The following is a 22,929-nucleotide window of genomic DNA, read 5'->3' on the forward strand; positions in this document are numbered from 1 at the left end:
AGATATACTAATAAGTACTTTTAAGGGCTGTAGTAAAGAACAATTATCCGATGTTGATTTTGTTATTGATACATTATTGAACAAATATGGTGAAGACACTCTAAAATGGTTTTATTCTATTGAACCATACTCGGTACAACAAGGCTGGCAAAGATTCAATAGATGTTGCCTGGGTATCTCTTGATCTAAATCTATAAGTGTGATGTGAAAAAATTAAATGGGTTATTCGGTTAACTTAACTAAAATATGGGAGGGTAGAGCCCCACTAGCATTTGAAGGGGGTCTATCCTTCTTTTGCTATGGGCGTTAATCATGTCGATTGAATTAAATAAATATGCAGAGAGTTTAGTAGTTCCGCTTCCGCCAGAAATGCCTTCATTTAATGAATATGATGAATTTCATATAAATACCTCTGGAGGCAAGGATTCTTGGGCAATGATGGTCTTATTGCTATTTGGATATAAATTGCCTAAAGAAAAAATTAAATTAGTCCATTTTCGGGTGGATGGGGATCCTAAATATAATCCAGCCTTCTTCGACTACAAAGAGACAGATTCTTACATTGAAGAAATAGCAAAAATGTTCAGTTTAGAATTGATCTTTTTACACTCCGATAAGGGGCTTAAGCAGAGAGTAATGGAAAGAGGTATGTGGCCGGGTCCAAATTCACAATATTGTACAAGTTCGCTCAAGAGAGATGTCTATAGTAAGTGGGCTAGAAGAAGGGGACCTGGAAGATATTTATGCCTTTCTGGAGAGCGTGCCGCTGAGAGTAGTCGCCGTGCTAAAAATTTGGCTAAGGAGAATTTTAAACCTTATAAAACCGCTACTGCTGTGACTAAAAAACGTCTAGTTGACTGGTATCGCCCTATTTTTCATTTGAGTACTGACCAAGTATTGAGACTAATGGATTTAGCAGGAATCGATCTTCACCCTTGCTATACCAAATATAAGGTAAGCAGATGCTCTTGTAAGTTCTGTATTTTTCTTTCTCCACAGGAAATGCTTTCGGTTTCCAAACATCACCCGGAAGAATTTGCGGAGTTAGTGAGAATGGAAGAATTTATGGGTCATACAATGAGATACGAAAAAGGAAATCCTATTTCCCTTCTGGACTTTATTAAAAAGGCAGAATCTGAATATGAACAAATTGACTTATTATCAATGCCTTGTGGGGGATTCTAAATAACAAATTAAGCAGAGTGGGAGTTATTGCTAAGCAATAACTCTCTTTTTCATTAATGAAAAGGGAGAAAAGCTATGATAAAACAATACGAGTTAAAGGCAAGAACAGAAGAAAGAAGGTTTATAAGGTACCTTCAGAAGCAAGGATACTTTCACACTGTTCAAGGTAGGATTAATTATTTCGTGAACTTATCGCATGAGCATCTTGTAATAAAGACAAGCGTTGGAAAAAGTGATATTCAAATTTCACGAAAACAATTAAGAAAATCTATCCACTTTGTATGGTTTAATCGTACAGCTATTAGAAATGACTTACAGAGATTCACAAAATACACTTCTGCATTATTAGGAATCCTTTTTGAAGTATTTAAAGAACAGGCCCTGGTAAAGCGGTTAAAGTATGGATTGTTACGGTTATCGTTAAATAGTCTGCGTTTTTTTGCTTCAGGAGCTGAAAGGGATCCTGCAATAAGGAGCCTGATCAAAGCAGCTGGGGGAAATTTTCTTCTATTGAATTATTTTCATATTCGCCATCAAAAAAACTGGAGTAGAATCCTAGATAAAGATGACTATTATTGTCTGATTGATAGTGGGGCCTTCAGTGTGTACAACCAAAAAAGAAAAAATTGCACAGAGGCTAATGTACAACTATCGCTTTTTAATGAAAATGAAATACCTATGATTTCAAGAGAGGAGTATGCAGCATTTATAAATAAGTACAAATCACATAATCGGATATTAGGTTTCTTTAATCTAGATATCATTGAAAATGGGAAAGAGTCTATGCAAAACTTCGAGTATCTATATAATACATGTCCAGGAGCTAAAATTTATCCGGTATGGCAATTTTCAAGCAGTATAGATTCACTAGAGGATCTTGTGAACGACAGGAGAAATTTCGAGGTTATTGGCATCGGCGGCCTTGTGCCTTACCTATCTAACCGACAGCAGCTGGTCAGAAAAAAATTGACTGAAGTTTTTAGATTATATCCTCAAGCCAACTTCCATTTCCTTGGTGGAGCGAATAGAATGCTAAGAGAATTCCCCTTCTTTTCAAGTGATTCAAGTGCTTATTTAAATTCAAGAAAATCTGCAAACCAGCGAAAAGTTTATCTAGAGAACGGACATAGAGTAAAAGCACCTGAGCACATGAGTACTAATAAAATAATATTTCAGAACTTAAAATACCTATTTAATTTAGAGAACAGAGAAACATTTAAACAGTTGACCTTAACTGAATTAGATTGCAATTGAGTCCAGTTTAAATTAACTGTATATTAATTCCAATAACTGTTGTGTTTTATACAATATTCTGTATATAATATTACAAACACCAATATCCTTTTTTGACAGCCTTTTTTAAAATGGCTGTTTTTTTATTTTAAAAAAGATAAACCAGTAGTAAGCGGATCGTATCCTCTATAATTTTTCTGTTAATATCTCTTGAAGTCTCTTTCTAATAGCTGCGGTCCATATCCGCTGGACTGCCTCATATCCTTTTACAACATATTCCCATTCAATGAACTCCTCATCAATAACTTTGCGCTCAAATATCTTAATTCCTTGTTTTCTCATAACTTGACGCTTTTCTTTTCGATCATGCAACGCCTCTTTAATCAGACTCTCAATCTTTTTCTTATATGGAGATTTAAACTTAATAGATGAAAGATCGATCGCTTTTAAATCTCTTTCTAATACCTCTATCAGAAGGTCTAAGTAGATTAAATCATATACCAATTTTTTATCTTTTTCCTGAATCATATTTATCACCTTTCCCTCAACAATATTATAATCATTTTCCGGTGGTTCATCACTCAACTTGGAATTGAAATGGAAATTCCTTGATAAGAAATGATACGATAGGTATAATAAAATTAATAATCATATAAAAAAATAACGTTGAAATGGGACGCACCCAAAGCATGGTAGGTAACTATCATCTTTTTGTGCGTCCTTTTCGTATTCAAGGAGGATCTAAATATGAAACGCAAAAATAAGCAGCCATTTACAAGGGTTAAAGCAAACATTGATGACATTGTAGAGTTTGAGAGGCATGGATTAGTAATTAGAGGACGCGTCGTTGTCCTTCGTCCTGAGACCGTAATAATTGAATTCCTTGATCAAGCTCTTGCCGTTGAACTTGAGTATGGTAATAACAGGACAGTTGTAAGAGATGAAAATTATGTAATTATTGAAAAAAGCGATTTGCCTCCACAGCCTATTTTTCAATTTAATGGGTGGCAGAGACCAGCAAATTAATGGATAGACTATACCATTTAGATTCAATTATTGAAGCCAAAAGAAGACGTATGAGCGATATTGTGAACAAAGAAGGTCTTACCTCTATAAAAGCCATTAGGTGTAGCCAAGAACTAGACGAACTCTTAATAGTAGCTCAAAAACAAACTCATGTCTCAGGGACTAATAAAGTTTGAAATAAAAGGATGGAATAGTGAACAATGATTAAGATCACATCTTTAGATACCTTCCAGGACTTAAAAAAAGCCGGGGAGGGATTTATATGTATAAAAGATAATACAAGGATAAATAAAGTTCATTCTGTATCATGTAGATGGATAAATATTAGGAATTTTAAAAAGAAAATTATTGAGAACAGCTGCAAACAAGGGGAGTATTTCTATAGTTTGGATTATCAAAAATTACACTTAACCTTCAATGCAATTGCATGTAGAAACTGTAGCAAAGTGAAAGAGATAAAAGAGTGGTGCACTTAATGAAAAATGAAAAAAAGCCTAAATTAAAAAAAAATCAAAAATATTCAAAAGAGATTCTTATAGAAATTGCACTAAAAAACAAAGAACATTTCACTACGACCCTAGAATGGAATAAGTTCGCTAAAGAAAATAAATTACCTCAAGCAACTACATACTATACCTATTTTGGTCCCTGGAGCGAATGTTTCTATGAAATATTCGGCATAAAAAAACCTAAAAGAAAAAAATATACAAAAGCAGTACTTTCTAAAATTGCTCTTGCCCACAAGAAACATTTTACAACGACAACAGCATGGAATAAACATGCTAAAGAAAATAGGCTCCCCCGATCGACTACATTTTCATTAAAATATGGTTCTTGGGGGGAGAGTCTAAATGAAATTTTAGGGGTGAATAATTCTGATCGAAAAAAGTCTTATCCAAAAGAAGAACTTAAATTAATAGCCCTTACTAATAAAGAGTTCTTTACTACCAGCTCTACTTGGAACAGATTCGCTAAAGATAATGACTTACCCCGTGCTAGTACATTCTGTAGAGCATTTGGATCTTGGACAAATTTAGTTGAAGACTTAACAGACAATTATAGTAATGCCAAAAATGGAGCTTCGAGAGATAAACTAAGAAAAATCGCTTTAAAATATCCAAACTATTTTTTAACCGCTAATGAATGGGATGCCTTTGCAATAGAAAACAATCTTCCTTCAGCAAACTCCTACATTTCTGCTTTTGGGTCTTGGAAAGAAAGTTTAAGGGCCATAATGGGGAAATATGAAGATCCCAAAGTTAGATGTTTAGAAGATGATGAATAAATCCCATACACTTAAATCAATTCCATATTCTCCAGGTGATGCTTCAGAATTTTGTGTTAAGATTATAAAACAAGTTTGAATTGAAGAATTACACTTTTTGGTAAAGGTGAGGTGTGAAATTTGGTACCTACCAGAGAAAAAGTAATGAATCTCTTAGCAGAAAATTATTATTATTTTCTTCATACGCTTCCCTACGATAATAAGCTATATATGGAGGGAATGAGAGAGGCCAGAGGGAAATTTCTAGCGAATTTACATATTAGTTTGTTAAAAAATCACCTGCCCTATAAGCACAAAGAACGATTTTATTCCACAGATTACGTAAGTCTAAAAGCCCTGGAACTATTGCAAAACAAGAACTGGAATAGCAATGAATTGAGATATGAACATATGATACCTAAAAAAAGATATATTCAAGATCAGTGCGAAGAGTGGGCCAGAGGTGGACTAATTTCTAAAGATAAAATTTATAATTTACTCATTAAATACTTTTGGACTGCTACAATTCACAAGGATGAAGATGCTCTTCTAAGTAGAACAAAGATGCCGGATAACTGGGATAAATCTAATATTTTCTCGAGATATGAGGATGTGGGCATTGAACTATTATCCCATAATAAGGAATATTTCCTTAATGAAAATTGAACAAAAAACTGGAACGTCAGTTCTTTACTACCGAGTTTTTTTACAGAAAATATGCTATAATTTAAAGATACAATAGCATAATGCAGGGTGGGCAGCAGCTGACACTCTCCTAGATAGAAGGGGGGTGTTGCTGAAGTGGTTGCTGTAGGTGATTTGTTGCAAATCTTAATCGGATTCGGATCATTAGTTGTCGCAGGAATATCGCTAGTTGTAGCAATAATCGCTGTAACACAAAAAAAGTAACCCACCCTGTTCGGTTTGGCCACCAGTAGGGTAAGGTTACTTATGTGAAGGTCAGACTGCTGCGCATTCGAGCAGGCTGTTGTATGATTGAGGAGTCTAGTGTTCCAGCACTAGGCTTCTCTTTTTTACTTTATACATCTTTCCCTTAATTATACTGAATTTTATATAAATCGTAAAGTAAACAAACTATTTGTTAGTAATCAACTTCCGAAAACTTTATTTATTTGTAGTTGTTATTTGTTATGTCCTCACTTCTTTTAAGACAAGAAGGAGGGATAAAGATGAGAATTTTACCATATAAAATTGAAGCTCAAGATAATGTAGCAAACTGGGGATTAAACTCAATCAATGTTCATTCAATGTGGAATAGAGGAATATCTGGCAAAGGTAGTGTGGTAGCAGTAATTGATACTGGTATAGATATGAAACACGAAAGCTTAGAAAGCAATATCATTGGTGGGGCAAATTTTACAACGGATCACTCATCTGATTTTAAAAATTTTCAAGATAATAATGGCCATGGTACTCATGTAGCTGGTATTATAGCTTCGAATAATCATAAATATGAAATAGGTGTTGCTCCTGAAGCAAAATTATTAATTTTGAAAGCACTGTCATATAGCGGAAGCGGAAGTATTACTGCTGTTGTAAATGCATTGTACTATGCACTTTCTTGGAGAGGAAATGGAGGAGAAAAGGTCGACATTGTATGCTTATCATTAGGGAGTCCTGTTAGTGATCCTCGTTTAAAAGAAGCAATTCAATATTTAGTTGACCAAAATATACTCATCGTGGTTGCATCTGGGAATGATGGGGATGGAACCGAAAGGGAAGAATATAGATATCCTGGATACTATAATGAAGTTGTGCAAGTGGGGGCTATAGATAAAAATAATTCTCCTTCGAGATTTAGCAATAACAATAAAGAAATTGATTTGGTTGCCCCTGGAGATACAATTTTTTCAACCTATTTAGGAAATGACTACCGATCTTTAAGTGGTACTTCTATGGCAGCTCCTTTTATAGCTGGCGGGTTAGCTCTATTGAGACAACAGAGCTCACAACTGTTTAAACGTAACCTTACCGAACCTGAGATATATGCACAACTTATTAAGTCAACCAGCTTCATGGAGAATAGTGTAACTTACACGGGCAATGGCCTTCTTAATCTCTCTAAATCTTTTACTTAGAAAGTTGTTAAAAGGTGTTAATAATCTTCTTTATATACAGTATGGCAAATAACTAGGTGGTATAGCCAAGTGGTCAAGGCGATGGTCTGCAAAACCATTAACCTCGGTTCAAATCCGAGTACCACCTCTAATTTAGAAAAGGAACAAGCCCTAATACCAGGGACTTGTTCTTTTTTTATGCTCTTTTATTTATCATTTCGAGAAAGTTTCTGATAAAGTATTACATAAATAGCCATTTTACAAGGTACAACATATACAATTTGAAAAATAGGATAAATTGTAGATATTAGTGTAAAAAATTAGTAAAATTTCAGGTGGGTGAAGTTATGGAAGTCGGAAGCAAAATAAAATATTATCGCGTGAACAAAAAGATGACCCAAGAAGAATTAGCATCCGGTATAATTTCAGTTTCTTATTTGTCTAAAATAGAGAATAATCAGGTTGATACCGGAATGGATATTATTGCACTTTTATGCGAGAAATTAGAAATTTCTCCTGAGCTACCTGTAGATTCAGATGTACCTAACTTATGCATGGATTTCTTTAGAAACCTATTAAATAGGTCTATTGATGACTCCAAAGAATTATTTACAAACCTCGAACCTGATATTGAGAGTATTAATCACTTTGGTTATTTAAGGCTGTTTGAAATTCAGAAGATAAAATATTTCATGTTGACTGGAGATCTACCAGCTGCAGAAGCTCAAATAGAAGCATTAAAAAGGAAGCGATATCATTTTACAAGAGTTGAAGAATATTACTGGCACAAATTCAATGGTAATTACAGGTATCTGAATTCAGACTTTACAAATGCATATGACAGCTATAAAAAAGCACAAAAATTATTTAATTTTGATATTTATTATTATGAGGAGGAAGAAAGCGATCTTAACTACTCAATATCACTAACCACAAGCAAGCTTTGGAATACGTACTTGAGTATAAATTATGCTCAAAAAGCACTCGAATATTACCAACGAAAATACAATGTAAAACGATGTATTGAGTGTCACTTATTGCTTGGTATTAACTATGGTAGAAATAAAGAGTATAAGAATGCTATTTCATCCTACAAAGTTGCCAAAAAACTGGCCACGACCATTAAAAGTCAGAGCCTACTTTCCTCTTGTGAACAAAACCTAGGCCATCTTTATTCATTGCAAGATAAGTCAGATGCAGCTATAGAACATTTTAAATCTTCCTACAAAAACAAGGAAGCTGATGATAAGACTATTTTAAATCCTATCTTTAGCCTGGTAAAAGAGTATCATCGCACTAGCCGAAATGAAGAAGCTAAAAACTGGTTAAATAAAGGCTTTAAAGTTATCAAGCACTTGAACATACATAACTCACCCAGAACATTAGATTTCCAAGTGTATGATTATTTGATCAATAATTATTCACAAGAATTTGAAAAATTCATGATACAAACCGTAATACCTTTTTATGAACAAAAGAAAAGTAAAATGGAACTTTCAAAAAGTCTAAAGTTACTTGCACAATATTACTTTGACGATCGAAAATATAAAAATTCTTCAATTTATTTTGCCAAGGCATATTCGATTTTAGAAAGTATATAGGAGGAAAACATGAAAAGAACATTTTCATTCATATTACTAATGACAATAATTTTAACTACAACTCTCAACTTTAAGACATTGAGCGAGGAAGAGCCTCCTTTGTTTGGATCTACATTTAACACTCAATCCTTTTCTGAAGAAGAGCCTCCTTTGTTTGGCTCTAATAAAGAATTAAATATAAAAGTCAGACCACAAAGCGAGGAAGAGCCTCCATTATTCGGATAAGTTAATATCGTTTAAAGGGAACAGTGAAATTCACTGTTCTTTTTTTTATCCCCCAAGAAAATAAGAAAGTCAAAAACGAAAAAATCGTATATTCATTATTTAATTTTCTCAATACACAAACATGTGTTCTTTTTTTATAATAGAATTAGAACTAAAGTTTGATTTTTCTCTCATTTTTTTCATATCTGGTTGTTTAATAACATAGATTTACGTCCTTACTATGTAGAACTCCATTTTCTAATAAAAGGAGAGATACTGAATGAATGAATTATATCGATTAATGGAAGATCCAGAGAATAACCACCAGAACGTTGAGAAAATAATTGAGCTATTTGATCCTAAGATAAAAAAATCTGTACTTCAAACATCCCCTCAAGAACGAGAAGATTTAGCTCAAGAACTAAAAATAAAGCTTTTTGAAACTATCTTAAATTATGACATGAATGGAGTTCCGGGTTTTATTGAGTTTACGGATTTGATCAGGAAAACTGGATAAAAAAAGTTGTACAGCAAGAAACCCTCTCTTCTTTATAACAAAAAAGGAAGGAGGGAACTATTTTGACACCTATTGATATCCCGCTCTGGGTTGCATTACTTGGTAATTTTGGTTTTCCAATAGCGATCTCTATTTACCTATTAGTAAGATTTGAAAGAAAACTAGAAAATCTGGAAATTGTCATAAGCGAATTATCTAGTGCAATCAAAGAATATAAAAGAGACTGAGGAAGTGAAACCATGGTAGATATTAGCCAATTAATGACGTGCTTCTGCAAAACGAGGGAAGTACAAAGTTTGTACACTAACCTTCTCAATAATCAAGAAATCACTCTAAAAGAGCGCGAAATAATAATTGAATTAATTCAATGTGCAGCAAAATCTTCATCTCAAATACAGAATCTATGTATTGAAAAAGATACTACCATTGGGGATTCGAATGAGTAATTCCCTTGAAGACTGTAAAATCGCGCTTGAAAATTTTAAGACTTCCAATCCAGGATTATATAATAGCAAGGTATTTAAATCCTATATCTTAGACAATGAAAATAAAAAAACATTTGAACAAGCTATATGCAATCCGTGTAAGGCTTCCATACTCAAGTTGGAGGAAAGTTTTAAAAAACACTATTTCAATATACGATTCACTTCTTATCTCTCTACTTCTATCCACTTTAACGCTGTAAATTTTGATAAGAAAGATAGAAAAGAAAAATCGCGAAACCAGTTAATTTTAAACAACGCTTATAATGACGATCCAAACTTGTCACTTGTAGAAATGATACCCGAACAGAGCAGATCTAATTGTCCTGAAGAGGCTTTTGAAGACCAATTATCAAATATAGAGGATATTATAGAGAGACAAGATTTATTTGATGCTGTAAAACAACTTACCTCTAATCAAAGGGAGATCATTAAATTAGCTTATATTGATGGACTGAAAGATATTGAAATTGCTAATAAGCTAAGCAAATCACAGCAGGCGGTATCAAAGAGTCACCAAAAAGCTCTATTGATATTAAGAGAATTAATTGGTGAATGATTCTACAACATCAGCATAATTTTCTTATAAATACAGAAAAGAGTCCTAAAAGGACTCTTTTTTCTATACAAGTAATCTACCTATTGATCAGTCTATATTAAGGTGTGGTTACATGGAAGAATCCATATACGTTAATACAAAGAATTAATATTGATATTAGTATTGAAATTACGATTATTAGTAAATACCTTGAGTGATTGATTAACAACGTAATCCCCAACACTATAATGGTTACTGCTAATGGAATCGTGAGCCAAAAGCCCAATTGAGCTAAGACTTCTATTTGGATACTTAAGTGATCATAAAAGGAGTTATAGAGATACCCCAAAATTAATATAGCTGTTAATATCATCAATAAAATAAATGACTTTTTCATCCAATCCCCCTTCTATAAAATGGTAATAACATTTTCAATATAACTCAAACATTATTAAAAAAACAGTAATGAGGTTGATTTTTTCTCCGCTAGCTTCCCTTTACTAATTAGTACGGTAATTACACCGTATAAAAAAATAAGTAGGAAGGATGTTATTAATGACAAAACAAAAAGGGATTTACCTTAAGGGAGAGAAATTACAAGCAATTCTTTCGGAGGCTAAAGCCAATGAAGAATTCAAAACCCTCAGTGCTGATTTGAAAGCAGCTTATGGTTTCAATGTTGCAGATGAGGATGTCCGACTTGCCTATCAATATGAGGAAGTTATGGGTGAAGGGGACGTTGTTGAAGGTTCCTTTGTAGTTATTCAATCCCGGGATAACAAAGTTAATATTCGTTTTGATAAAACAAAACGAGCTGGGAAAGACAATATTATTGTTACTGCTAAGACAGTAGTATCGGGTGTTAATGAGAAAGAAACCTTAAAAACTCTTTTATCAGTGAATGGAACTAAGATCCCGGTCGATGATCAGCCTTACGCAAAAGAACTAGAACAAGTTCCTGAATTACCTCATGATCCTAACTATGTGCCAGGTGAGCTTGCTGAGGAAGTTACTGCACAAGCTACATTCTGTCTGTATGATTTCCCAGAGTTCTATAATCACTGTGGACCAAACTGCGGAGACGGATTGTCATTAGGTGGAGGCACACCAATCAACGGCCTTGACTCATGCTGTAGAGCACATGATCGTTGCTGGGCACAGTTTGGCAGTGGTGACTGTGAATGTGATGCGAGATTATATGCATGTGCTGCTGGGTACCTTGATTCATATCCAACGAACGCTGCAGCTGTCATGGGATGGTTCGGCAACGTAAATAATTGCTAACTATAACTAACTATATTAAGGTGTGGGCATTGAAGCCCACACCTTTTTCTGTCTTATCATCAAATACTCAACTACACATATAAAAAAACAGTAACTATCAAAAGATAGTTACTGTTAGAGGATTCAATCTTTCTCTAGATTAGTAAGGACAACCGCAAAATGAAATTTCATCACCACTTGGAGTTGCGGTGTAAAACTTTAGACATTCTGGATTATTCCCGCAGCAAGCACGTACTGGTCCACACATTCCTTGAGCTTGAACTTCTTCCGGATTTCCTTTGATTTCCTTTAAGATGAGTTTCTTCATCCTGATCACTCCCTATTGTATTGTTACCTCATAATTATGAGGTACACTATATAAAGTTAAAATTAATAATAAAAAACAACCTTAAGCTGAATCAAATATAGCCAACTCTTTGCCGATATAAAGTAAAACAGACATATGAGGAGAGAAAAAGTTATTGAAGAAAGCTATCTCAACATTACTTATATTAACTGCAGTTGGATTTGCAGGATGCAGCAATGATAATCCAAAAGAAAGTGCGGAGAGTCCAATTTCATCTCAAGCAGATACCAATACTCAAATAAAGAACGGTACAATAAAGGAAACGGCTGAAACCTTTGTACAAGGAATGATAAGTGCAGATGAAAACGTTCTAAACAAAATTTATCAAAATCCGGAGGATCCATTGGAATACATGTTGCCAGACGAAGGTCCGGAATTTTCAGGATTAACTCTTGATGACTTTATATTCGAGTTTGAAGAGGACAATGAAGTCCAGCTTGAACGAAAAGATGGAGAGGGATCTATTTATTGGCTAGAAATTGAAAAAATTGGAGACGAATATTTTGTAACAGGAATGTAGGGGAGAGGCCAAAGTATGGCCTTTCTTTTTTTATTTGGAATCCAATTCATATAGTCAACGCGTAAAGCTAACTTGACATTAAGTTAAGCTACCTTTACAATATGTTAAGAAGGCTTTACTAAAGAGGAAGTGTGGTGTGATATGCAGGAGGAATCAAAAATCTTACTAAATCGAATTGCAGTCTTAAGAGCAGAAAACAAATTAACGCAGAAAGCCCTGGCTGAAAAAGTTGATGTTAGTAGGCAAACAATTATTTCTTTAGAAAAGGGTAAGTATAAACCATCGCTAACCTTGGCTTTTGAACTTGCTTCTGTATTTAATGTGACAGTAGAAGAAGTGTTTCAATACGTAAAAAAGGACCAGGAGGAGGGTAATGAATAATATTATGGTATTTACTAATGGATTGGCTCTCGTAGCCATAGGAGCCTTTATAGCATTGGTTTTTTCAATCATTAAAGAAGGATCAGATGAAAGAGCAAGGCTAATGGGATTTAAGTTATATGGTTCGTTGTTTTTACTCCTTTTTGGTGGTCTAGCTCTTATTACATTTATCTCAGGATTCTTTATGATTAACTACCAACAATTGAGAATGGCTTTATCTATATTGATGTCTATTACTGTACTCTGGGGATTGCTGTATTGGATTTTCTTAAAGAAGAATTATTAGGGGGAAATAATGATGGTATTAATAACAAGAATTTTGTTTGTAATCTCATTGATCACATTCGCTTTATTTACATTTGATATAAGCATAGGCTTGACTAATCTTACATTGCTATATATCTTCATGATTGGCTTCTCTTTAACATTTATACTGGCTTTTGTGAACCGTAAGCAAATTAGTAAATGGATTTTATGGGTATCCGCTATCGTAGTTCTACTATTTGTAGGGTATTCTGTATTAGTGAACTTTCTTTGGGGTATTTCTTAAATAAGTAATTTTTAAAAAAGCAAGTCATCCAAGAGTTTTATCTTGGATGACTTGCTTTTATTTTAATGCTTCAAGAATCTTCGGTTTGTTCATTCCTGTTACCTTATTTATTTCTCCATTTGATTTTTCGAATATTGTGAGCGGGATGCCTGTTCCTCCGTGAGCAGTAAATTCATCATGAAATGTTTTATCTTTTGAGATATCTCTGTTTTCAAATTCGATACCTTCACTAAGGAACCATTCCTTTAATTGTCTACAGAAAATGCAGCTTTCACTTGAATAAACAGTAATTTGCATAATAACCTCTCCTTTTATAAGTCTCATTGATAAAAGAAATTGCAATCTATATAAATACAACCTCTTCACCATAAAAAATAATCCTTCTCAATTTAAATGAGAAGGATTAAAATCGTTAAAAAGAAAGGGAAGTTAATATTTAATTATCCTCATAAGCACCCTGATCCCATTCTCCTTCCGATTTACCTACAATTAGCGAAACAACAAGATCTCCAGTTACATTTACTGTAGTTCTCGCCATGTCTAATATTGGATCCACCGCTAAAACTAACGCTAATCCCTCAACAGGAAGTCCAGCACTTGATAATACTACAGTTGCCATGATAGAAGCGGTGCCAGGAACACCAGCTGTACCTACAGAAGCGATTGTCGCGGTTAACACAATTAAAGCATAATGGACAAAAGTTAACTCAATACCATAAATATTACTTACAAAAACTGCTACAATTGCAGGGTAGATGCCTCCACATGCATCCATATTTATTGTGGCCCCTAATGGAGCAACAAAGTTAGCTATTTTCTTAGAAACTTTTAATCTCTGGGTAATCACATTAATTGATACTGGTAACGTGCCATAGCTGCTTCGTGTTGAAAAGGCTACAGCCATAGCTGGAAATGCTCTATAGAAGAAACCAAATGGGTTAACCTTTGCAATAACCCCAATTAGGGATCCATAAGTAAAAATAATGTGTATTATACATGCTATATATACGGTCAAAATCAATAAGGAAAGGGGGAGAAGTGTCTCAATTCCATAAGATGATGATACATTGGCCATTAATGCAAATACTCCAATAGGAGAAAGTTTAATAACCATTTTTGTTAATTGAAATAATGCCTGTGAAAATCCCCTAAAAAATGCTTCCACCGGTTGAATTGCATTTTGATCATGTTGCTTAGATAAGAGGATCGATACTCCTATTAGAATACTAAATATTACAATTGGAATTACTTCATCATTAACCATATTCCCAAAAGGATTTGATGGGATGAAATTTAAAAAAACCTCACTAAAAGAAGGTATTTCTCTAATTTCAAAATCACTTACAGAACTAAGCTTTATACCTTGCCAAGGTGAAACGGCTAACGCTGTTAAAATACCAATAATACTTGCGATTATTGCTGTAACAATGAATAAGGTAAAAGTCTTTAGCCCGATCTTTCTTAGTTGAAAAATATCCTGTATGTTTATAATACTACTTATTAATGTGAAAAATACCAGGGGTATAACTAGCATTTTTAACAACCCTACAAAGCCTTGACCAATTGTACTAAACACAATAGTTGAATCTTCTAACAGAATGCCTGCCAAGATTCCAATTGCCATTGTTATTAGAATTTGAATACCTAACTTAATCTTAATTTTGATTAAATAAAAAACCCCTAATACTACTGCCACTGAAACTAGAACCCCATAAAAAACTGCCATTATAAGACCTCCTTTTATTCACACCAATTAACTTGGAATTAGCATGTAATAAAAAGAGAAAAAAAGAACCCCCAAAAAACAACTCTCTATAAAAATTTAAATAGAGAAAATTTGTTAAAATATAGAATAGAAACCTTTCATGTTTATAATTAAACTCAATTTATATACTTTAAGGTCCTAAGGAGGTTAAATCGTGATTCATGAGTTAAATCCTGAGTTAAGTAATGCATTCAGAAATAAGGTACATGACAATGACGATTTTATACGGATATTCTTTTCAGATTTTAATGGGAAAGATATCTGGAGTAAAATCTGTTCTTGTATGGATTGGTTGGATGTTTCTGTACAAGGGATCAAGCTTCCTGTACCTCACAAGAGCATGAATATTACTTCTTTAGAATTCACTCACTTTATAGTGACTATAGACATGATCTTTGAATCTATAAAACATTTATGGTCATCCCTTAGTCTAGCCACTGGTATTGATTATCCCTTTGGTGGTGATCGCAATGTATTCGTAGCTTATGAATTTGATAAAGAGTGGAGTGATGATGCGTATTTTAAAAATATTAGAGCTTGGTTTGGCGTCCATGCTGTAAATGGGAATAAGGTACAATTAAAAGGTTTTCCTAATGACACACGATTCTTTACAAGTTGGTCAAGTTCTTTTGACGGTAATGTTTTTTCAATTAGTGTCTATTCCAATAACAGTGCAGCTGAAAAGCAGTATGGGGGTATAAAGAAGATATTTCTTAATCAAATTATTGATTTTATTAGACTAAGATATAATTCACTCAATGACCTCATTACAATTATTGATGACTTATATTATAAAGAGAAAAAGAAATTGAAACTTAAACCCGTGTTGCTGGATAAAGAATCTACACCACTAAATCAAATAAACCAATTATTGGAACAGTCAAATGAACGAAAATTGACTAGGGAGCATTATAGTATAGAAATAGAGAAATATATTTCTTTTTTAAATTGTGCACGAGATAAATTCAGTGACAATGATAAAGAACTTGTCCAAACATATATGAATGAATTAGAAAATGTGATACCGGCGTATTATGAAATTATTCAAAATGTTGACTGGAGAGAACATCAAATATTTGAGCTGCTTAATCTAAAATCACAGGTTTACTTAGAAAACCTTTATGACTTTGGAAAGGTCCTAGAATATGCAGAGAATGAGGATAACCCAGACGTAGGGAGTTATTCATCCTATCAACTTTCATTGGAGATCCTGGTAGAAAATAATATCCTTCCTGAATACAGCTTTAAATTATCTGGAGGTGCCTTATCCTTATTAATTTATGCAAAAGATTTCAAATGGAGGGGGGAGAGCCTTCAAAATAATAGAAGTAGCGAATATAGAAAAATTCTCGATTATATAAATACATTTCATGACAAGTAGTAAAATGTGGGAAGCTGGAATTTCAAGCCAATATTTAGTATAATAAATGAGATATGATCTTAGCCCAGTGCTCATTGCTCCAAGTTCGATCCTTGGGATATTATGCTTATTTATAGTCATAGTAATTGTTGGTTTGATTATACTGGAGGTGATGCCTATGAAAAAGATAAACATAAACGCCATAACTACGATTGGATTAGGTATTATTACAAACTTACTAACAGACTGTATTAAGTGGTTGGTACCAGCTTTGGGCTAAGATCATATTTTGACTAAATGCATAGACATTTGTGTCATTGTTATAATAGGGGAGGTTGGATTTCTATCTCCTAATCTATCTTTGCGTGAAATAGTAATTTAACGAATAGATGAAAGCCGAATTATCTTTTGATATAATTATATGCGTACAAGGATTTACCAAAATATCTATTCTGGGGGAAAGTATGACATTAAAAAAATTTAATTTTGAGACTGAATCTGACTTTATTTTCTATTTAAAAAATCTATTAATATTATCTTTTAGAAATATTAATATTTACGAGACTCATATTAGAGAATTAGAGCAACACATAGAAGAAAAAAAACTAGTCGAAAGACCGAAACGGGTCGTATCATCTAAAACTTATGAAGACTTTAAAGCCAGGTTAACAAATACACATTCATATATATTAAATTTATTTGGAGACCAATCAGAATTAGGTACTTCATATCAAAATTACAGAAAAGCTGCAAAAAAGAAAAAGATAAGCTTATTGGATTTAAGTGATGAGCAACAATCAGAATTAAATGATATCACTACTTCTAGAGATTGGTCATCTCATATACCAGCCTCCTTGTTAAATTCATCAAAGGAAAGAAGATCGAATTTAGAAATTAGAGGTCCAATATCTTTACCGGAATTTACTAAGTATCGAGGAATTTGGCTAGTATCTCTTTATGAAGACTCATATAGGAATTTACAAGACTTTAAAGGAATAATGGATTTATTAAAACAGGAGTATGAAGCTTTAACGGGAGAACCTTGTATAATCAGTACTTTTAATATGGAAGTAAGAGAAATAGATGAACTTAGCATTCCAAAGTTGTCCTGGTTGATTCAAGATAAAAAGATAAAAACTATCGCTGATTTAAAAAAACATTGGGAAGTTGATTAAACATTTTGATGTTCCTTGTTTCCTTAACGGAGTAATATGATCGAATTGTTCAAAAAACCAATATTCCCAAAAATGAATTTTAAGTGGAGGATCCTAATGAGTAAAAAAAACTGGCATCCAGTATTAAAAAAGTCTATTAGCGCTTATGATTGGTACATGAAACATAATAATACCATTCCATTTTGTAAGGTATGCAATCATCAGCTATCATTTGTTTCAAAAGCATCCAGCAAAAGAACTATGCATTTTAGACATCCAGATAATTCACGCTGTCCAACAATACTTGAAAACGCCAATCTATACTCGAACTTAACCCCTCAACTAAAAGACACTTCTAATGCGTTAGAATTAAAGGAATGGGTAAAGGAAAATGGTTATTTATTATATAAACAAATGTGTTTCATCTTGGGTGGTTCAATGAAATGGTCTGAATTTACTGAAATTCTTTTGTTAGGAAAACAAAGGGATATATTCTTATATTCTGGATTAACAACTAATTTACTACCTTATACACTGCTAGCTAACTATGGTATATTTCCTAAAATTAAAGGAAGAACGGGCCGTGATTTCTCATGTTTTATGTGCTTTAGCCCTACAGTTTCAAGCTTTGAACAATTGTGGAATGAACCTACTGAAGAATCTTCACATATTTTTAGAATTTATCCTAAAATTAATAAGTACGAAGTATTGACTATCGGGGAATTTCCGTCATTTGGAAATCTTACTCCTCCTGATTATGTTCAAGGATATATTGATTCAGCCAATCTATAAGTATACACAAAAATTGTCTTTCACGCATAGATTCGACAAATTCCGACAATTGAAGAGGGGTTCATTTTCATGGCAAAACGTGAGCGACTTACAAGGCAACAGCGCCTCCATAAAGATAAACTTGAAGAAAAGTTAAAGTACCTCCCTCCTTATATCGAGGAATACAAGGATGATATGTTTTCTGGAAACGTATCTCCTTCCACCCTTTTGGGATATTTTCATGACTTTGAAAAATTCTTTAATTGGTTAAAAGCTGAAGGGATAGCAAATGTTGAAAATATGAAGGATATCCCTCTTGTTACACTAGAAAATCTTAAGCTGCAGGAAGCCAATTCCTACTTTTCTTACCTTGCTATTGACCAGGAATTGCAAGATGAATCCATTAATCGAAAAAAGAGCTCACTTAAGTCCCTATTTAAGTTCTTAACTGAAAGAACTGAAGATGATGAGGGTGAATGTTATTTTTATAGAAATGTTATGGCTAAAGTCAAAATGAAAAAGAATACTGAAACAATGGATGCCCGGGCCGAGCGAATAAGCGAGAAAATTTTCCATGGTGATGAGATCAAAGACTTTATTGATTTTGTAAATTTTGATTATCCGACAGCGATACAAGAACAAAAGCAAAAACTCGCTTATTATAAGCGTGATAGCGAGCGGGACCTAGCTATTATCGCACTCCTCCTCGCTTCTGGCATTAGGGTAAGTGAATTGGCGAACCTCTCCCTCTCTTCTGTAAATATGAAGAAGAGAAAACTATCCGTTTTACGAAAAGGAAGCAAAGAATCAACCGTATTCTTTCGAAAATTCGCACTCCCTTACTTAGAGGCGTACAGACGCGTCAGGAATACACGTTACAAAGCGAACTACAACGATAAATACTATTTCTTAACGAACTATAAGGGAGCCGCTCAGCCGCTTTCTGTGCGGTCTATACAGCAACTTATTATGAAGTACACGGAAGCATATCGGGATGAAAAGCTTTCCCCTCATAAAATGCGTCATTCTTTTGCTACGGAGTATGCCAAACGTAATTCGGTCTATGATTTAATGAGGCAATTGGGCCATACATCCACAGAAACTTCAGCGTTATACGTTAATGCAACAGAAGAACAGGCACAGCAAGCAATTGATGCTCTTGACGATTAAGACGAATTGTTCAAAAATAGTTTAAAGTTAGGAATGAGGAATAGATGAAGTTAGTAAACCTTGAGTATAAAGGTGTTGTTAAACATGGAGGATTTGCAACAATTCAGCGATTTATTGATAAGGATACTAATGTAAAATATGCAGTTAAGAAACTAAAAGAGGAATATAGGTACCACTTGGATTATATCGACAGATTTATAAAGGAAATAGATTATACTGAAAGATTAAAAGAAAATCCTAATATCATTGATATTCTGGATTCATCCATCGATTCAGCAAAAGATGAATATTTATATCTAATGCCCCTGGCCGATATGAACTTAGATGAGTATATAGCTCAGAATAACGATACCTTGGATTTTGAGAAAAGATTAAATTTATTTGAACAGATTTTAGATGCGATATGCTTCGCTCATCAGAAAAAAATATGGCATAGAGACTTGTCTCCTACTAATGTTTTAATTTTTCTAGAGAATGATAATTGCAATTTAAAAGTTTGCGATTTTGGTTTAGGAAAAGATCCGGAAAGTCTTTCTAGAATGGCTCAATCTTCCATTGCCGGCCATGGACAAGCACTTTATGTAGATCCCGAACAGCTGATATCATTAAAACAGGGAAACCACATCGGTGATATATACTCTCTTTCTAAGATTTTATATTATGTCCTGACCGGAAAAAAACCTACTTTAATACAAAAATCAGAATTCTATACTGTTATCAAAAAAGGTGTAAATAAAGAATACCAAGATGTTTTTGAATTTAAAGAAGAATACTTCAAATTTAAAAATATCTATTCCTCCATAAGAACTGAAGATAACCTATCAGTTAAGGAATACTTGGAACAATCAGAGAGTATTGATTGGCAGGAATTCTATAGGTACTCTTTAAAGGGTATAAATTATGACCATATATACTTTGATTACATTGATCCAGTTATATCTGCACTCAAAGATAAAGATACAATTGAGACCTTTTTTCGCACGATAGGTAAAGATGATGAGTCTTTTATAGAAGTTTTCTTAGATAAATTAGATGATTGTCTGAACTCCACAGGTTGGCCTTTTACATCTACAGATAGCTTCACCAGCTTCCTTATCAGATTTGCTAAAGTCAGCTCCAACAATGAAGTAAAATTAAAATGCTTGGAGAAAAGTTGGTATATAGCAGCTGTCGGGGACCAATGGGATTCTCAAGATCAGATTATTAAAGTCTTTTTAAATTACACTTTTCCCCCTGTTGTTGAGGAAAATTTAGGAGTATACATCCTTGAAATAGGAAAGCCATTCGCTAAACTCTCGAGAGTCGACCTTTCCAAAATTAAATCATTACCTATTAAGCGGGCAATAGCCCAACTTAGACAAATGCTATAAAAAATGGCCACCAAAATTGGTGGCCATTTTTCTCTCTATGATTTTTTATTTATCTCTACCATAACAAGTCTAATCTCGCCGGTTTATCAACTTGTTTGCAAGTGAGGGAACACCATAAAAAAAGATGATTCCAACCACAACGGCTAGAAATGTAGATAAACTAATATATTGAAAGAGAAATAATAAAATCAATGCGAAGGTAAATAATACTCTCCAATACAAAACAATTTTGTTCAAACTTTTGACCTCCCTACAGTAAAGATTAAAGTTTAATAAATCATACCACTTTTATGACGATGCTTTTATTTCTTCAGCAGGTATACTCATAATAAAGGAGTTCTCAAATTCATCTGAAGAAAGAGGCTTAGCAATATAGTATCCTTGGATCACATCACACTTTAATTCTTTTAGATAGCTTAACTGCATTTCGTCTTCTACTCCTTCAGCAACTACATTAAGATTAAGCCTATGGGCCAATTTAATGATAGCGGAAGCAACTTCTCCTATCTTCCAATCATTCTGGATCATTTGAATAAAGCTCTTATCTAATTTTATTGTATGAATGGGTAAGTCCACTAAATAACTTAGAGAGGAATATCCAGTGCCAAAATCATCGACTGCAATTTTAATCCCCATATCTTCGAATTCCCTGAGCTTATCTGAAGAGTCCGTTGAAAATAAGACGCTTTCTGTTATTTCTATTTCAAGTAAATGCGGCGGCATGTCATATTTATAAAGAATATCCTTCACCTTCTCTACAAGCAAATCATCATACATAAATTGAGTAGCCGAAAAATTTACCGAAACAGGAATAGCTTGTCCGTATAGATCATTCCATTCTATTACTTGGCTACATGCCTCATTCATCACTACTTCCCATATCATATTAATCAAGCCTGCTTGCTCAGCGATCGGTATAAACAACCCTGGACTAATCATCCCTAAATCGGGTTCATTCCATCTAACTAATGCTTCAACCCCTACTATTTGCTTTGTCATGGTTTGAACTTTGGGCTGATAATAGACACTGAACTGACTTTGATTTAACTCTAAAGCTTGTCGTAATCGTCGTTCAATTTCAATTTGTTCTCTTTTAGATTCTTCCATTTCAACATGGTAATGAATATATTGATTTCCACCGTTATTCTTTGCTTCCCCTAGCGCTAGGTCTGCATGTCTCTGAAGTGCGATATTCGGATTATTTGCTTCGCTATGGCTGATACCAATAGAACATCTGATATAGTGATCTCGCCCAGCATAAGTAAATGGATCTTCCAATTGTTCCATTACTCGACGTGCTATAATTTCAACTTCTTTTCTACTAGAATTACTTATTACTAAGCTAAATTCATCTCCGCTTTGTCTGGCTATAAAGTGCTCTTTCCCGAACGAACTTTTCAAACGTTGAGCTAATTCTTTAAGAATCATATTTCCGGCGTGATCACCTTCTGTATCGTTAATATCTTTAAAGCGATCAATATCAATAAATAGAAGTGAAATATCTTTTTCATACGAATTTGAGTTTAAAGCATCCGATATGTATGTATTGAGATAATGACGATTGGGAAGGCCGGTTAATATATCGTGTTGCTGTTGATGAGCTATTATTTTTTTACTCGCTTCTAATTCAGTGCGGTTAGTATCGGCAGCCGATAAGACTTGTTTAACGTGAATCTGGATAAAGTCCTCTTCTCTAAAAGGGTCTTGGACACTTGATATAATGTTTCCACTGTACTCTTTTAGGTGTTCTGCAGCCTGTATATAGGGTCTCATTATCCGCTTCGAAAACACAAAACCGATGCTAAATATTAAAAAAGAAGTGACGATGGAAATATAGATCGGTTCATTCACAAAAAGAAATGTCATAATGGTATTAACGCTAATGATACATACAACGATTAAACTAAAAAGAATCGTAATCCGGTTTACAACAGACACAGTTTCACTCCTTATAAAAGCAAAAAGACACCCACACGGAAAAAGCTTAGAGCTTTAAACGTGGGGATGTCCCATTTACTTATTTAATTTAAAATTATTGTCTTTGATAACTATTATTATATAGCCAAAAATCATTACGTTCAATATTTAGTTTCATTACTCTAGAAAAGCCTATTATAACAGTAAATCCAT

Annotated in this window: 29 protein-coding genes and 1 tRNA gene; 24 read left to right on the forward strand and 6 right to left on the reverse strand. The window is 33.7% G+C overall.

Features of this window, described 5'->3' with window-relative positions:
* Positions 1-312: 312 nt before the first annotated feature.
* Together ACQKFO_RS21685 and ACQKFO_RS21690 are read left to right on the forward strand one after the other, a co-directional pair.
* Positions 313-1,185, forward strand: coding sequence for a phosphoadenosine phosphosulfate reductase family protein (locus ACQKFO_RS21685; protein WP_427600989.1), 873 nt, complete (start codon positions 313-315; stop codon positions 1,183-1,185).
* A 75-nt stretch (positions 1,186-1,260) separates the two neighbouring features.
* Complete coding sequence (locus ACQKFO_RS21690; RefSeq protein WP_427600991.1) at positions 1,261-2,439, forward strand: hypothetical protein; 1,179 nt, start codon at positions 1,261-1,263, stop codon at positions 2,437-2,439.
* A 165-nt stretch (positions 2,440-2,604) separates the two neighbouring features.
* Here the strand turns inward: ACQKFO_RS21690 and ACQKFO_RS21695 are convergent, their stop codons facing one another.
* A complete protein-coding gene (locus ACQKFO_RS21695; protein WP_427600993.1) occupies positions 2,605-2,946 on the reverse strand; it encodes a hypothetical protein in 342 nt (113 codons plus the stop codon).
* A 219-nt stretch (positions 2,947-3,165) separates the two neighbouring features.
* On the opposite strand from ACQKFO_RS21695, the gene ACQKFO_RS21700 reads away from it, so the two are divergent.
* From ACQKFO_RS21700 to ACQKFO_RS21760, 13 genes are all read left to right on the forward strand, one after another.
* Positions 3,166-3,444, forward strand: coding sequence for a DUF2187 family protein (locus ACQKFO_RS21700; RefSeq protein ID WP_427600995.1), 279 nt, complete (start codon positions 3,166-3,168; stop codon positions 3,442-3,444).
* Positions 3,444-3,620 carry an aspartyl-phosphate phosphatase Spo0E family protein gene (locus ACQKFO_RS21705; protein WP_427600997.1) on the forward strand — a complete coding sequence of 59 codons (177 nt, stop codon included), beginning with the start codon at positions 3,444-3,446 and terminating at the stop codon, positions 3,618-3,620. Before ACQKFO_RS21700 ends, ACQKFO_RS21705 begins: the two co-directional genes overlap by 1 nt.
* A 299-nt stretch (positions 3,621-3,919) precedes the next feature.
* Positions 3,920-4,729, forward strand: coding sequence for a hypothetical protein (locus ACQKFO_RS21710; protein ID WP_427600999.1), 810 nt, complete (start codon positions 3,920-3,922; stop codon positions 4,727-4,729).
* 120 nt (positions 4,730-4,849) lie between these two features.
* Entirely contained in the window at positions 4,850-5,374 is a 525-nt protein-coding gene (locus tag ACQKFO_RS21715) for a hypothetical protein (RefSeq protein ID WP_427601001.1), read from the forward strand.
* A gap of 135 nt (positions 5,375-5,509) precedes the next feature.
* On the forward strand, positions 5,510-5,617 hold the full coding sequence (locus ACQKFO_RS21720) for a putative holin-like toxin (protein WP_408015242.1): 108 nt from the start codon (positions 5,510-5,512) through the stop codon (positions 5,615-5,617).
* 281 nt (positions 5,618-5,898) lie between these two features.
* On the forward strand, positions 5,899-6,807 hold the full coding sequence (locus ACQKFO_RS21725; protein WP_427601003.1) for a S8 family peptidase: 909 nt from the start codon (positions 5,899-5,901) through the stop codon (positions 6,805-6,807).
* A gap of 55 nt (positions 6,808-6,862) precedes the next feature.
* Positions 6,863-6,934, forward strand: a tRNA-Cys gene (locus ACQKFO_RS21730).
* 199 nt (positions 6,935-7,133) lie between these two features.
* Positions 7,134-8,387 (forward strand): helix-turn-helix domain-containing protein, encoded by a 1,254-nt coding sequence (locus tag ACQKFO_RS21735; RefSeq protein ID WP_427601005.1) that lies wholly within the window; start codon positions 7,134-7,136, stop codon positions 8,385-8,387.
* 9 nt (positions 8,388-8,396) lie between these two features.
* Positions 8,397-8,612 carry a hypothetical protein gene (locus tag ACQKFO_RS21740; RefSeq protein WP_427601007.1) on the forward strand — a complete coding sequence of 72 codons (216 nt, stop codon included), beginning with the start codon at positions 8,397-8,399 and terminating at the stop codon, positions 8,610-8,612.
* Between the two features lie 259 nt (positions 8,613-8,871).
* A complete protein-coding gene (locus ACQKFO_RS21745) occupies positions 8,872-9,108 on the forward strand; it encodes a helix-turn-helix domain-containing protein (protein ID WP_427601009.1) in 237 nt (78 codons plus the stop codon).
* A 62-nt stretch (positions 9,109-9,170) separates the two neighbouring features.
* A complete protein-coding gene (locus tag ACQKFO_RS21750) occupies positions 9,171-9,335 on the forward strand; it encodes a YvrJ family protein (protein ID WP_427601011.1) in 165 nt (54 codons plus the stop codon).
* A gap of 211 nt (positions 9,336-9,546) precedes the next feature.
* Entirely contained in the window at positions 9,547-10,149 is a 603-nt protein-coding gene (locus ACQKFO_RS21755) for an RNA polymerase sigma factor (protein ID WP_427601013.1), read from the forward strand.
* A gap of 534 nt (positions 10,150-10,683) precedes the next feature.
* On the forward strand, positions 10,684-11,412 hold the full coding sequence (locus ACQKFO_RS21760) for a hypothetical protein (RefSeq protein ID WP_427601014.1): 729 nt from the start codon (positions 10,684-10,686) through the stop codon (positions 11,410-11,412).
* Positions 11,413-11,551: 139 nt separating this feature from the next.
* Here ACQKFO_RS21760 and ACQKFO_RS21765 read toward each other — a convergent pair whose 3' ends face one another.
* Entirely contained in the window at positions 11,552-11,719 is a 168-nt protein-coding gene (locus ACQKFO_RS21765; RefSeq protein ID WP_427601016.1) for a hypothetical protein, read from the reverse strand.
* A gap of 154 nt (positions 11,720-11,873) precedes the next feature.
* On the opposite strand from ACQKFO_RS21765, the gene ACQKFO_RS21770 reads away from it, so the two are divergent.
* From ACQKFO_RS21770 to ACQKFO_RS21785, 4 genes are all read left to right on the forward strand, one after another.
* Positions 11,874-12,278: a hypothetical protein gene (locus ACQKFO_RS21770; RefSeq protein WP_427601018.1), complete on the forward strand. Its 405-nt coding sequence runs from the start codon at positions 11,874-11,876 to the stop codon at positions 12,276-12,278.
* 141 nt (positions 12,279-12,419) lie between these two features.
* Entirely contained in the window at positions 12,420-12,659 is a 240-nt protein-coding gene (locus ACQKFO_RS21775; RefSeq protein ID WP_427601020.1) for a helix-turn-helix transcriptional regulator, read from the forward strand.
* Complete coding sequence (locus tag ACQKFO_RS21780; RefSeq protein ID WP_427601022.1) at positions 12,652-12,945, forward strand: hypothetical protein; 294 nt, start codon at positions 12,652-12,654, stop codon at positions 12,943-12,945. The genes ACQKFO_RS21775 and ACQKFO_RS21780 overlap by 8 nt, the downstream gene beginning before the upstream one ends.
* A gap of 9 nt (positions 12,946-12,954) precedes the next feature.
* Complete coding sequence (locus tag ACQKFO_RS21785; protein ID WP_427601024.1) at positions 12,955-13,209, forward strand: hypothetical protein; 255 nt, start codon at positions 12,955-12,957, stop codon at positions 13,207-13,209.
* 57 nt (positions 13,210-13,266) lie between these two features.
* On the opposite strand, the gene ACQKFO_RS21790 is transcribed toward ACQKFO_RS21785, so the two are convergent.
* Together ACQKFO_RS21790 and ACQKFO_RS21795 are read right to left on the reverse strand one after the other, a co-directional pair.
* Entirely contained in the window at positions 13,267-13,506 is a 240-nt protein-coding gene (locus ACQKFO_RS21790; RefSeq protein ID WP_427601026.1) for a glutaredoxin family protein, read from the reverse strand.
* A 139-nt stretch (positions 13,507-13,645) separates the two neighbouring features.
* Positions 13,646-14,935 (reverse strand): dicarboxylate/amino acid:cation symporter, encoded by a 1,290-nt coding sequence (locus tag ACQKFO_RS21795; protein WP_427601027.1) that lies wholly within the window; start codon positions 14,933-14,935, stop codon positions 13,646-13,648.
* 193 nt (positions 14,936-15,128) lie between these two features.
* Here ACQKFO_RS21795 and ACQKFO_RS21800 point away from each other — a divergent pair, with 193 nt between their 5' ends.
* The 5 genes from ACQKFO_RS21800 (at position 15,129) to ACQKFO_RS21820 (ending at position 20,799) form a co-directional block, all read left to right on the forward strand.
* Complete coding sequence (locus tag ACQKFO_RS21800; protein WP_427601029.1) at positions 15,129-16,355, forward strand: hypothetical protein; 1,227 nt, start codon at positions 15,129-15,131, stop codon at positions 16,353-16,355.
* A 443-nt stretch (positions 16,356-16,798) separates the two neighbouring features.
* On the forward strand, positions 16,799-17,509 hold the full coding sequence (locus tag ACQKFO_RS21805; protein WP_427601031.1) for a hypothetical protein: 711 nt from the start codon (positions 16,799-16,801) through the stop codon (positions 17,507-17,509).
* A 96-nt stretch (positions 17,510-17,605) separates the two neighbouring features.
* On the forward strand, positions 17,606-18,280 hold the full coding sequence (locus tag ACQKFO_RS21810) for a hypothetical protein (protein ID WP_427601033.1): 675 nt from the start codon (positions 17,606-17,608) through the stop codon (positions 18,278-18,280).
* Between the two features lie 69 nt (positions 18,281-18,349).
* Positions 18,350-19,429 carry a tyrosine recombinase XerS gene (gene xerS / locus ACQKFO_RS21815; protein WP_427601035.1) on the forward strand — a complete coding sequence of 360 codons (1,080 nt, stop codon included), beginning with the start codon at positions 18,350-18,352 and terminating at the stop codon, positions 19,427-19,429.
* Between the two features lie 44 nt (positions 19,430-19,473).
* Entirely contained in the window at positions 19,474-20,799 is a 1,326-nt protein-coding gene (locus ACQKFO_RS21820; protein ID WP_427601037.1) for a protein kinase domain-containing protein, read from the forward strand.
* A 69-nt stretch (positions 20,800-20,868) separates the two neighbouring features.
* On the opposite strand, the gene ACQKFO_RS21825 is transcribed toward ACQKFO_RS21820, so the two are convergent.
* Both ACQKFO_RS21825 and ACQKFO_RS21830 read right to left on the reverse strand, forming a co-directional pair.
* Positions 20,869-21,036, reverse strand: a complete 168-nt coding sequence (locus ACQKFO_RS21825; RefSeq protein ID WP_427601039.1) for a hypothetical protein — start codon at positions 21,034-21,036, stop codon at positions 20,869-20,871.
* Between the two features lie 51 nt (positions 21,037-21,087).
* Entirely contained in the window at positions 21,088-22,737 is a 1,650-nt protein-coding gene (locus ACQKFO_RS21830; RefSeq protein WP_427601041.1) for a putative bifunctional diguanylate cyclase/phosphodiesterase, read from the reverse strand.
* Positions 22,738-22,929: the final 192 nt, after the last annotated feature.

Source organism: Rossellomorea sp. NPDC071047 (genome assembly GCF_050270195.1).
Classification (GTDB): domain Bacteria; phylum Bacillota; class Bacilli; order Bacillales; family Bacillaceae_B; genus Rossellomorea.